Below are 11,898 nucleotides of genomic sequence, written 5' to 3'. Positions count from 1 at the left end.
CGCATTTGTCGCAAATTTTCAGAAAAAACGGTTTTCAAGCATTTCGTTAACCCTTGATTTTAAAGGGGTTGTAAAACATAACATCGCAACTGCGTGTTATCCTCTTGCTATACATTCCCTTTTGATATTTGTGTACACACGCACACATCTTGAAGTATTGATTTTCGGCTCGTTTTTCAGTTCGGACGTGAGCGTAGGAAGAGCGGATATTTTACATAATTTACATTATAACGACAGTTTTTTATCCATCAAAATAACAACGTTAAAAACTGTGCGAAGCGGACTTATAATGCCAATTATGTAAACATAGCTTGGGGTAAGTTTTTATGCATTAGATTTCTGTTGGCGTAGCTCTTTGCTTTTTTCAAGCAATGTGCTACAAGTGCATTGGCGCATAAAAACTTACATTGCATTGGCGAGCGGAACAAAACAAAAAACAGAGGATTTTGAGGAACGATAAAACTGGGTTTTGTTTTGTGTGGACTTTAATTAATCGGATGGAAGTTGTTGACGATTTCGTGCAGATTTTCCAAGTCGTCTTGTAAATATCTTTCGGTTGAACTGATGTAACGATGTCCTGCTAAATATTGAACTTTTCGCAAGTTGTATTGCCCCAACCAATTTGTAATTACTGATGCTCTAACTTGCTTTATATTCTCTGCTTTTTGATTGTACTTTTTTAGCTTCTTCATAATCTGTGAAGTAAGTACATTAAATCTCGTATTGATTGGGAACAGTTGTTCAGTATCGTTTTTAATTCGCTTTTGTAATAATGGTAAAACTTCATTTTGGTATTCTATAAATTCCATTATTTGCCAAGGTTTTAACTCTAATTCCCTTGCGTTGCTTCGCCTTGTACTTGGTATATAAATCTTTCCTTTTGAGAGTTGCAGATGTTCGGTCTTTAACTTGCTTAAATCTGTAGTGTTCAAGCCTTGATAGACGATTAATCCTGTTATGATTTTACTTCTTTTTGCTGTTAATCTGTGATACTTGTCCTTGATGTTTTGAGTTTCAAAAGAGTAATATAAATCCTCTAATTCGTCAGCTTCCAATAAATCATAATTGATAGTTCTTTTTGCTCCTTTTACGATTGTATTTTCTATTGGATTATCGATTCTGTATGCTTCATCAATCAAGTAATTAAAGTAGATTTTTATGCTTCGTAATCTGTGGTTGATTGTTTTTTTACTATTGCCTTTTCGAGTTAGATATTTTATAAATTTCAATGCTGTTTTATAATCGATTTCTGTTGGCGAAGTATGATTGCGTTTGCACCATTTTTTAAAGAGTTCTACTTGTTTTTCGTTTCCTGTAATTGTGGTTTCGCTGTAATCTTGTTCTTTTAGATATGTTCTGTAATCATTCATTTTCAATCGTTTTTAAAAGATGTGTGTAGATTTGAGTGGATTCCAGAGAACTATGGCCTAAAAAGGTTTTTATGCTTTCTAATGGCACTTCTTTTTGTAATAAATGTGTTGCGATGCTATGACGTAAAATGTGTAACGTGATTCCTTTTTCTGCAATAGTTTTATTGTTGGTTGCTTGAACGATTGCTTTTAATCTATTTGCAAAACTCATTCCTTGCATTCGTGTTCCGTTCTTGTTTACAAACAAAGCTTCGCTTAAATTGGATTGAAAAAACTCTGGTCGAGCTTCGTAGATATAATCTTCCAAGATTTCTGCATTAGTTCTGTTGATTGGTACAAAACGTTCTTTGTAATTTTTACCTTTTCTAACAAACACTCTTTCCTTATCAAAAAAGATGTCGCTTAAATCCAAGTGTACAGCTTCATTTCTTCTTAATCCACAACTGTACAAAACGGTTAAAATGGCTTTGTCTCTTAACTTAAACCTGCTTTCTGTATGACTGTATTCGGTTGCTTTAAAAAGTTCTTTTACTTCTTCTTGAGTTAATATATTTAGCTTTTCTTCGGTTGGCTGTTTCTCTGATTTTAGATGTATGTTGATGCCTTTATGATTGTGATTCTGTAAATATCCCTTGAACTTCTTTAAAGCTTGTTGGTGTTTATTGAGATAGCTTTTACTTAAACTTCCGCTTTGTCTTTCGTTGGCTCTTTGTTGTAATTCTTGGTAATATTCTTTTACGATTTTAGTAGTAATTTGATTGATATTTCTAATGCTATTTTGCTCTAAATAATAGAAGAACTCCTGTAAATGGTTTGGTAATTGGTAAACTGTACTTTCTGCATAACCGAGTATATCCAACCATTCTTTATAATTGGCAACCAATAGTTTAAAACTTTCGTTATGTAGTTTTAATTTTTTCACTTCGGTATGTGTTTTTTAGGTTTTTGTTGCGAGTTGCTGTAATTAACTGATTTACTTATTCTTAACCTCGCAACTATACTACTTGCGACTTACTTGCGGTTTGCGAGTTTATTTTGGCAATACAGTTTTGTAAAGCATTGTTTATCTGTTCTTTTAAATTGGTGTATTCGTCAACGTCCACTACTTCAAAACAGTAACTTTTGGTTTTTGATTTCTTAATTCTGCGTATGTAATCTTCTAATAATAATTGGTTGTTGTAGTTTCTCAATGTGCTTTCCTTGATGCGTAGATTTCGTCTTATTTCAGCATTTGTAAAAGTGGTTTGGTTATTTGATTTTAAATAAGCTTTCAAGCGTTCTAAATGATTTCTGCAAGCTCCTGTAATGGTATCGCTTTTGCGTAGCAAAACATCAATGATTAATTCGTTGGCTTCTTTAATATCTTCAATCGTAGTTTGTATATATTCTTCGCCTGTTTCAGTATCGTATTGCTTTTCTCTTTGATATTGCTTGTAAAATGTAATAGCTTCAATAAATTGTAAATAATGGCTGTTGGTTCTTCGTGGTTTAAAAACGGATTTCGGTAATTGTAGATATTCTGCAAAAGGATTAATCACTTTTATCGGCTTTAAAACTCGTTGTACATTTTTTAGTAATTCTCTCGATTTATATTCTTGTTCTGCGTTTACTTTTCCTGCACTTATCAAGCGTTGGTAATCCATTATTTTTTGGTCTTGTTCCTCGCTTTCATCGATGTATAAAAGGAAGTTTCTGTTTGAGTTGTCCTCGTAAATACTTTCCTGTGTGGTGCATCCTGCAACACTTACAGGACCTTCAACTGTTAGATGTATCGTTTTGGTTGTGCCTTTGGTATCTTTATGAACTACGGTTTTTGTAATTCGCTTTTTAGATTGTAATTCTCGTAATGGATAGAGTACAGATTCCGCTCCGTCTAAATCTTCTATCAATATTAATTTGTGTTGTAGTTCTGTGCGATTGAAGTAGTAAAAAGCGTTTGCAGATAATACTGTAATTTCTACTTTATCTTCTTCTGGTATGAGTTCTGCAACTTTACTTTGTAAATGGGTTTTACCAACTCCAGAACTTCCCAAGCTGATGCAATGCAAAGGATTATTTGTTTTTCTACTTGTGAAGATTAGATACATTGTTTGTCTGTTGTTTTCTTCTCCGATTACGCCAGACTTTCCAATAAGTTCATTGGTTCGCTTTAATAGATTGGGTTTCTTTAAAAATATAACTGCTTGTTTTTCTTCTGTTACGCTTAATTCTTTGTAGTAGGGTTGGTTTTCCTTTTCGTATTGGTCGATTAGTAAAAACCTATAATTCTCTAATTCTTTGGTAAGTTCCTGTAGTGTTCTACGTGCTACGCTTGTTCCTATTTCCAAGCGTTCTGCTATTTTTCGAGTAAATTTTTCTATTTGATTGTCGTTGTATAAATCTATCGAGTGCCTTAAAACATTAAGCTCTTTGGGTTTCTGTATGCTTATCGTTACTCGTAAACTCTCTAATTTATTAAGCTTGATTCCGCCTAAAATATGTACCTCTAAATGTTTGGTTGTGTATTCGTAATTGTTTGGATTGGTAGTGTTCAACATTTTTAAAAATATTTAGTTGTTCATATCTGCATCAAAACTACTATATATAAATTATTTTACAAAACCATATCACACTTTTTTAAGTCGTTTATGAACAGTATATTTGTAAAATCTGTTTATATATGCATTATAACTATTAATATGAGTACATTTGGCAAGCGTTTACGTGACTGTAGAAAAGAAAGAGGTTTATCTCAAAACGAGGTTGCCAAGCTTCTTAATACCAACCATTCTGTAATTGGTAAGTATGAGCGTGATGATGTAAACCCATCTATTGATGCTGTAAAAAGATTAGCAGAACTTTTAGATACTACCGTAGCCTATTTGGTTGGCGAAGCTGATACCAACGAACTTTTTAAAAATGCAGATATGTTACGTAGATTAAAAGATATTAGCGAACTGCCTGAACAGGATAGAGAAGCTATTCTTTACAATATTGATGCCTTACTTCGTGATGCTAAAACTCGTTTAGCATATAAATAAAAAATATCTTATTTAAATTATTATGTTGGTCACGAGTTACAAACTCGCATCCAGCTGTATAGACAATCTGCAATTAAAACTAATAATGATAAACATTAAATTAATAAAAAAAGATATAACAAAACTTGAAGTAGATGCAATTGTAAATGCAGCTAACACTTCTCTTCTAGGAGGAGGAGGAGTTGATGGGGCTATTCATAGAGCTGGAGGAAAAGAGATTTTAGAGGAATGTTATAAAATTAGAAATAAGCAAGGTGGATGCAAAATTGGTAATGCTGTTATTACTAATGCAGGTAAACTACCTTGTTCTTATGTAATACATACTGTTGGTCCAAAGTGGAATAATGGTAAAAGTAGAGAAAAAGAGTTACTAGCTTCTTGTTATCTTAAAAGTTTAGAAATTGCTATAAAACACAATATAAAAAGCATAGCATTTCCTAATATAAGTACAGGGATTTATGGTTTTCCAAAAAATAAAGCTGCGAAGATAGCTATTGAAACAATAAAATCATTTCAATGTGTAGAGGAACTTAATGTTTATATTACCTGTTTTGATGATGAAAATTACATTCTGTATGAAAAGCTATTAAAAATAAAAAGCGAGAAGTAAATTTACTCCTCGCTTTTACTGTATAATTCAAAATTTGTCTTAATTATTTATAATTATCTCTTTAAGCTTATTAAAAGATTCAACTATTCTTTCTTCCTCTTGAGGCTCTGATAAAATATTAAGCATTTCTGATTCACAAATATTATCCCATACAAAAACACCAACCCATCCTAGACTCCAAAAGTCAATATTACCAGATATCTTTTCTGAATTGAACTCAATTTGTTCCAAATCACCAAAGTCTCCTTCGGAAAACTTTTTTTCTATCACCTCAAATTCAGATAAATAACTCATTATATTTTCTTTAAACCAATCACTTTTTTTATTTATTACCATTACTTTACTTTTAAAATCCCTGACATATTTTGTACTGTTGGACTTACTTGTCCACCTTGCTTTTGTAACATATGTTGCATTGCTTTACTTGAATTTGGTCCAATAGCCTTAAACCATCCTGATTTACCACCTTGTAATAAACTATTGGTTGCAATATCAAACTCAACATAAACAGACCCTTTAGCCGCTGCATTAAAACTTGATGCCCCTCCAGTTGTTACAAAGGTTTGACCTCCTGCCCCTTCTGCCATTCTACCTGTTCGCTTCATAATTTCATATTCTGCTTTTGACATCCAACGTCCAACTCTTGCGGTACTTGTAACTCCTTTAACAGTTCTTCCAGCTGTAACTGCTCTATAAGCCCATTTTCCGCCTTGAAGTACTCTAGCAACAACCCATTCTCCTGAGATTAAAAGAAAGAATTCTCCAGCAGCGTTTTGCTTATTTATTTCATTCTCGGCTATATCTGCTTCTGTAGGGTTATACGGGTCGTTTCCATTCAAATATGCAGTTCTCGATGCACCATTATAAGCCATTCCGTAAAGCTCTCCCGTGCCCATATCCTTTACGTCCTTTTTTTGACTTTTTTTCTTCTTTTTCTTTTTTGGGTCAGTATTGTTGTCATTACTTCCGTCTGAATTTCCTCCACCGTTAGCATATGCAAGGGCTTCACCAAACGAGACTTCTTCTCCATTTATTACATATTGTCCTGTTTCAAAATTATAAATAGAATCAGCACCACTTGGGTCAGCAAAGAAAACAGGATTGTTATCAAAAGCCTGGTAAGTCGAAAACTCCCAATGAACTATAGGGTCAATAGATGTCCAACGTGCTATGGCTGGGTCATATTGACGTAAATCCATTTCATAAAGATTCAACCCTAAAGATTCTTCAAGTTCTATGCCATTGTATTTGAACTTGCTCGCCACACTATTAGCATTGGAACTTACAACATTATTGTACCCTTTATGACGTAAGCCAAAGGGATAATAGTTTATGCGTTTTTTTTAATCAGACACCCATTTTTCAGTCGGTCAGCTCCAAAAATTTATTTAAAAGAACGTATTGTAAATATACTAATTGGTATCTATTCCGCACCAATAAAATCCAGTTTTTTGTCTGCAAAAACCCTCTGTATTTTATTGGTTTCCATTGCCACGATATGTTACATAAAACGGGTTATAATACAGTCGCTTAATCCTGACTTTACCAAAACTGTAAGTTATAACCAGTTTTATGTAAAATACTCCCATTCGCCTTTCTGCCAACGCTTTTGTTCACTCGGATAAATACTAACGCACTTCGTTTGTTTCATTTTAAAAGTCGTCGGAACTCGTCCGCATCAGCCAACAGCTTCCGCCAACTTTTAAAACGTTTTCACAGGAAGCAAACGTTTTAAAAAGATGAAGATTTAGGCGGTTGATTATTGAGCGCAAAGGCAATCTTCAGCTTTTTAAAATGATAGCCTAAATGGCGATTGAATGTCACGCTCCAATTGGTTTTTTCAGAATTTTTGTCGCAAAAAAATGCCTGTTTATAGGGCTTTCGAGCGCATTTGTCGCAAATTTTCAGAAAAAACGGTTTTCAAGCATTTCGTTAACCCTTGATTTTAAAGGGGTTGTAAAACATAACATCGCAACTGCGTGTTATCCTCTTGCTATACATTCCCTTTTGATATTTGTGTACACACGCACACATCTTGAAGTATTGATTTTCGGCTCGTTTTTCAGTTCGGACGTGAGCGTAGGAAGAGCGGATATTTTACATAATTTACATTATAACGACAGTTTTTTATCCATCAAAATAACAACGTTAAAAACTGTGCGAAGCGGACTTATAATGCCAATTATGTAAACATAGCTTGGGGTAAGTTTTTATGCATTAGATTTCTGTTGGCGTAGCTCTTTGCTTTTTTCAAGCAATGTGCTACAAGTGCATTGGCGCATAAAAACTTACATTGCATTGGCGAGCGGAACAAAACAAAAAACAGAGGATTTTGAGGAACGATAAAACTGGGTTTTGTTTTGTGTGGACTTTAATTAATCGGATGGAAGTTGTTGACGATTTCGTGCAGATTTTCCAAGTCGTCTTGTAAATATCTTTCGGTTGAACTGATGTAACGATGTCCTGCTAAATATTGAACTTTTCGCAAGTTGTATTGCCCCAACCAATTTGTAATTACTGATGCTCTAACTTGCTTTATATTCTCTGCTTTTTGATTGTACTTTTTTAGCTTCTTCATAATCTGTGAAGTAAGTACATTAAATCTCGTATTGATTGGGAACAGTTGTTCAGTATCGTTTTTAATTCGCTTTTGTAATAATGGTAAAACTTCATTTTGGTATTCTATAAATTCCATTATTTGCCAAGGTTTTAACTCTAATTCCCTTGCGTTGCTTCGCCTTGTACTTGGTATATAAATCTTTCCTTTTGAGAGTTGCAGATGTTCGGTCTTTAACTTGCTTAAATCTGTAGTGTTCAAGCCTTGATAGACGATTAATCCTGTTATGATTTTACTTCTTTTTGCTGTTAATCTGTGATACTTGTCCTTGATGTTTTGAGTTTCAAAAGAGTAATATAAATCCTCTAATTCGTCAGCTTCCAATAAATCATAATTGATAGTTCTTTTTGCTCCTTTTACGATTGTATTTTCTATTGGATTATCGATTCTGTATGCTTCATCAATCAAGTAATTAAAGTAGATTTTTATGCTTCGTAATCTGTGGTTGATTGTTTTTTTACTATTGCCTTTTCGAGTTAGATATTTTATAAATTTCAATGCTGTTTTATAATCGATTTCTGTTGGCGAAGTATGATTGCGTTTGCACCATTTTTTAAAGAGTTCTACTTGTTTTTCGTTTCCTGTAATTGTGGTTTCGCTGTAATCTTGTTCTTTTAGATATGTTCTGTAATCATTCATTTTCAATCGTTTTTAAAAGATGTGTGTAGATTTGAGTGGATTCCAGAGAACTATGGCCTAAAAAGGTTTTTATGCTTTCTAATGGCACTTCTTTTTGTAATAAATGTGTTGCGATGCTATGACGTAAAATGTGTAACGTGATTCCTTTTTCTGCAATAGTTTTATTGTTGGTTGCTTGAACGATTGCTTTTAATCTATTTGCAAAACTCATTCCTTGCATTCGTGTTCCGTTCTTGTTTACAAACAAAGCTTCGCTTAAATTGGATTGAAAAAACTCTGGTCGAGCTTCGTAGATATAATCTTCCAAGATTTCTGCATTAGTTCTGTTGATTGGTACAAAACGTTCTTTGTAATTTTTACCTTTTCTAACAAACACTCTTTCCTTATCAAAAAAGATGTCGCTTAAATCCAAGTGTACAGCTTCATTTCTTCTTAATCCACAACTGTACAAAACGGTTAAAATGGCTTTGTCTCTTAACTTAAACCTGCTTTCTGTATGACTGTATTCGGTTGCTTTAAAAAGTTCTTTTACTTCTTCTTGAGTTAATATATTTAGCTTTTCTTCGGTTGGCTGTTTCTCTGATTTTAGATGTATGTTGATGCCTTTATGATTGTGATTCTGTAAATATCCCTTGAACTTCTTTAAAGCTTGTTGGTGTTTATTGAGATAGCTTTTACTTAAACTTCCGCTTTGTCTTTCGTTGGCTCTTTGTTGTAATTCTTGGTAATATTCTTTTACGATTTTAGTAGTAATTTGATTGATATTTCTAATGCTATTTTGCTCTAAATAATAGAAGAACTCCTGTAAATGGTTTGGTAATTGGTAAACTGTACTTTCTGCATAACCGAGTATATCCAACCATTCTTTATAATTGGCAACCAATAGTTTAAAACTTTCGTTATGTAGTTTTAATTTTTTCACTTCGGTATGTGTTTTTTAGGTTTTTGTTGCGAGTTGCTGTAATTAACTGATTTACTTATTCTTAACCTCGCAACTATACTACTTGCGACTTACTTGCGGTTTGCGAGTTTATTTTGGCAATACAGTTTTGTAAAGCATTGTTTATCTGTTCTTTTAAATTGGTGTATTCGTCAACGTCCACTACTTCAAAACAGTAACTTTTGGTTTTTGATTTCTTAATTCTGCGTATGTAATCTTCTAATAATAATTGGTTGTTGTAGTTTCTCAATGTGCTTTCCTTGATGCGTAGATTTCGTCTTATTTCAGCATTTGTAAAAGTGGTTTGGTTATTTGATTTTAAATAAGCTTTCAAGCGTTCTAAATGATTTCTGCAAGCTCCTGTAATGGTATCGCTTTTGCGTAGCAAAACATCAATGATTAATTCGTTGGCTTCTTTAATATCTTCAATCGTAGTTTGTATATATTCTTCGCCTGTTTCAGTATCGTATTGCTTTTCTCTTTGATATTGCTTGTAAAATGTAATAGCTTCAATAAATTGTAAATAATGGCTGTTGGTTCTTCGTGGTTTAAAAACGGATTTCGGTAATTGTAGATATTCTGCAAAAGGATTAATCACTTTTATCGGCTTTAAAACTCGTTGTACATTTTTTAGTAATTCTCTCGATTTATATTCTTGTTCTGCGTTTACTTTTCCTGCACTTATCAAGCGTTGGTAATCCATTATTTTTTGGTCTTGTTCCTCGCTTTCATCGATGTATAAAAGGAAGTTTCTGTTTGAGTTGTCCTCGTAAATACTTTCCTGTGTGGTGCATCCTGCAACACTTACAGGACCTTCAACTGTTAGATGTATCGTTTTGGTTGTGCCTTTGGTATCTTTATGAACTACGGTTTTTGTAATTCGCTTTTTAGATTGTAATTCTCGTAATGGATAGAGTACAGATTCCGCTCCGTCTAAATCTTCTATCAATATTAATTTGTGTTGTAGTTCTGTGCGATTGAAGTAGTAAAAAGCGTTTGCAGATAATACTGTAATTTCTACTTTATCTTCTTCTGGTATGAGTTCTGCAACTTTACTTTGTAAATGGGTTTTACCAACTCCAGAACTTCCCAAGCTGATGCAATGCAAAGGATTATTTGTTTTTCTACTTGTGAAGATTAGATACATTGTTTGTCTGTTGTTTTCTTCTCCGATTACGCCAGACTTTCCAATAAGTTCATTGGTTCGCTTTAATAGATTGGGTTTCTTTAAAAATATAACTGCTTGTTTTTCTTCTGTTACGCTTAATTCTTTGTAGTAGGGTTGGTTTTCCTTTTCGTATTGGTCGATTAGTAAAAACCTATAATTCTCTAATTCTTTGGTAAGTTCCTGTAGTGTTCTACGTGCTACGCTTGTTCCTATTTCCAAGCGTTCTGCTATTTTTCGAGTAAATTTTTCTATTTGATTGTCGTTGTATAAATCTATCGAGTGCCTTAAAACATTAAGCTCTTTGGGTTTCTGTATGCTTATCGTTACTCGTAAACTCTCTAATTTATTAAGCTTGATTCCGCCTAAAATATGTACCTCTAAATGTTTGGTTGTGTATTCGTAATTGTTTGGATTGGTAGTGTTCAACATTTTTAAAAATATTTAGTTGTTCATATCTGCATCAAAACTACTATATATAAATTATTTTACAAAACCATATCACACTTTTTTAAGTCGTTTATGAACAGTATATTTGTAAAATCTGTTTATATATGCATTATAACTATTAATATGAGTACATTTGGCAAGCGTTTACGTGACTGTAGAAAAGAAAGAGGTTTATCTCAAAACGAGGTTGCCAAGCTTCTTAATACCAACCATTCTGTAATTGGTAAGTATGAGCGTGATGATGTAAACCCATCTATTGATGCTGTAAAAAGATTAGCAGAACTTTTAGATACTACCGTAGCCTATTTGGTTGGCGAAGCTGATACCAACGAACTTTTTAAAAATGCAGATATGTTACGTAGATTAAAAGATATTAGCGAACTGCCTGAACAGGATAGAGAAGCTATTCTTTACAATATTGATGCCTTACTTCGTGATGCTAAAACTCGTTTAGCATATAAATAAAAAATATCTTATTTAAATTATTATGTTGGTCACGAGTTACAAACTCGCATCCAGCTGTATAGACAATCTGCAATTAAAACTAATAATGATAAACATTAAATTAATAAAAAAAGATATAACAAAACTTGAAGTAGATGCAATTGTAAATGCAGCTAACACTTCTCTTCTAGGAGGAGGAGGAGTTGATGGGGCTATTCATAGAGCTGGAGGAAAAGAGATTTTAGAGGAATGTTATAAAATTAGAAATAAGCAAGGTGGATGCAAAATTGGTAATGCTGTTATTACTAATGCAGGTAAACTACCTTGTTCTTATGTAATACATACTGTTGGTCCAAAGTGGAATAATGGTAAAAGTAGAGAAAAAGAGTTACTAGCTTCTTGTTATCTTAAAAGTTTAGAAATTGCTATAAAACACAATATAAAAAGCATAGCATTTCCTAATATAAGTACAGGGATTTATGGTTTTCCAAAAAATAAAGCTGCGAAGATAGCTATTGAAACAATAAAATCATTTCAATGTGTAGAGGAACTTAATGTTTATATTACCTGTTTTGATGATGAAAATTACATTCTGTATGAAAAGCTATTAAAAATAAAAAGCGAGAAGTAAATTTACTCCTCG

General features: G+C 33.0%; 12 protein-coding genes. 4 read left to right on the top strand and 8 right to left on the bottom strand.

The annotated features are described in order from the left end of the window. Nucleotides 1-485: 485 nt before the first annotated feature. The 3 genes from CRO15_RS00445 to CRO15_RS00435 form a co-directional block, all read right to left on the bottom strand. Nucleotides 486-1,370 carry a tyrosine-type recombinase/integrase gene (locus CRO15_RS00445; protein WP_097043767.1) on the bottom strand — a complete coding sequence of 295 codons (885 nt, stop codon included), beginning with the start codon at nucleotides 1,368-1,370 and terminating at the stop codon, nucleotides 486-488. After that, nucleotides 1,363-2,292 carry a tyrosine-type recombinase/integrase gene (locus CRO15_RS00440; RefSeq protein ID WP_097043766.1) on the bottom strand — a complete coding sequence of 310 codons (930 nt, stop codon included), beginning with the start codon at nucleotides 2,290-2,292 and terminating at the stop codon, nucleotides 1,363-1,365. The genes CRO15_RS00445 and CRO15_RS00440 overlap by 8 nt, the downstream gene beginning before the upstream one ends. A gap of 73 nt (nucleotides 2,293-2,365) precedes the next feature. Then, nucleotides 2,366-3,907 carry a hypothetical protein gene (locus CRO15_RS00435; RefSeq protein ID WP_097043765.1) on the bottom strand — a complete coding sequence of 514 codons (1,542 nt, stop codon included), beginning with the start codon at nucleotides 3,905-3,907 and terminating at the stop codon, nucleotides 2,366-2,368. A 141-nt stretch (nucleotides 3,908-4,048) separates the two neighbouring features. Between CRO15_RS00435 and CRO15_RS00430 the strand changes: the two genes are divergently transcribed. Continuing rightward, on the top strand, nucleotides 4,049-4,390 hold the full coding sequence (locus CRO15_RS00430; protein WP_097043764.1) for a helix-turn-helix domain-containing protein: 342 nt from the start codon (nucleotides 4,049-4,051) through the stop codon (nucleotides 4,388-4,390). An 85-nt stretch (nucleotides 4,391-4,475) separates the two neighbouring features. Beyond that, nucleotides 4,476-5,000, top strand: a complete 525-nt coding sequence (locus tag CRO15_RS00425) for an O-acetyl-ADP-ribose deacetylase (protein WP_097044790.1) — start codon at nucleotides 4,476-4,478, stop codon at nucleotides 4,998-5,000. A gap of 39 nt (nucleotides 5,001-5,039) precedes the next feature. Here CRO15_RS00425 and CRO15_RS00420 read toward each other — a convergent pair whose 3' ends face one another. The 5 genes from CRO15_RS00420 to CRO15_RS00395 form a co-directional block, all read right to left on the bottom strand. Then, entirely contained in the window at nucleotides 5,040-5,336 is a 297-nt protein-coding gene (locus tag CRO15_RS00420; protein ID WP_097043763.1) for a hypothetical protein, read from the bottom strand. Next, the gene (locus tag CRO15_RS00415) at nucleotides 5,336-6,334 is read right to left on the bottom strand and encodes a TreTu family toxin (protein ID WP_097043769.1); all 999 of its coding nucleotides are present in this window, start codon (nucleotides 6,332-6,334) and stop codon (nucleotides 5,336-5,338) included. The genes CRO15_RS00420 and CRO15_RS00415 overlap by 1 nt, the downstream gene beginning before the upstream one ends. Before the next feature lie 1,037 nt (nucleotides 6,335-7,371). After that, nucleotides 7,372-8,256 carry a tyrosine-type recombinase/integrase gene (locus tag CRO15_RS00405; protein ID WP_097043767.1) on the bottom strand — a complete coding sequence of 295 codons (885 nt, stop codon included), beginning with the start codon at nucleotides 8,254-8,256 and terminating at the stop codon, nucleotides 7,372-7,374. Then, nucleotides 8,249-9,178 (bottom strand): tyrosine-type recombinase/integrase, encoded by a 930-nt coding sequence (locus CRO15_RS00400; protein WP_097043766.1) that lies wholly within the window; start codon nucleotides 9,176-9,178, stop codon nucleotides 8,249-8,251. Before CRO15_RS00400 ends, CRO15_RS00405 begins: the two co-directional genes overlap by 8 nt. Before the next feature lie 73 nt (nucleotides 9,179-9,251). After that, nucleotides 9,252-10,793: a hypothetical protein gene (locus CRO15_RS00395; protein ID WP_097043765.1), complete on the bottom strand. Its 1,542-nt coding sequence runs from the start codon at nucleotides 10,791-10,793 to the stop codon at nucleotides 9,252-9,254. Nucleotides 10,794-10,934: 141 nt separating this feature from the next. Between CRO15_RS00395 and CRO15_RS00390 the strand changes: the two genes are divergently transcribed. Beyond that, nucleotides 10,935-11,276 carry a helix-turn-helix domain-containing protein gene (locus CRO15_RS00390; RefSeq protein ID WP_097043764.1) on the top strand — a complete coding sequence of 114 codons (342 nt, stop codon included), beginning with the start codon at nucleotides 10,935-10,937 and terminating at the stop codon, nucleotides 11,274-11,276. 85 nt (nucleotides 11,277-11,361) lie between these two features. Next, nucleotides 11,362-11,886 carry an O-acetyl-ADP-ribose deacetylase gene (locus CRO15_RS00385; RefSeq protein ID WP_097044790.1) on the top strand — a complete coding sequence of 175 codons (525 nt, stop codon included), beginning with the start codon at nucleotides 11,362-11,364 and terminating at the stop codon, nucleotides 11,884-11,886. Nucleotides 11,887-11,898 lie beyond the last annotated feature (12 nt).

The organism is Flagellimonas pacifica (assembly GCF_900215465.1).
Classification (GTDB): domain Bacteria; phylum Bacteroidota; class Bacteroidia; order Flavobacteriales; family Flavobacteriaceae; genus Flagellimonas; species Flagellimonas pacifica.
The sequence above is the reverse complement of the archived record's forward strand: the minus strand, read 5'-3'. Positions and strand labels throughout refer to the sequence as shown.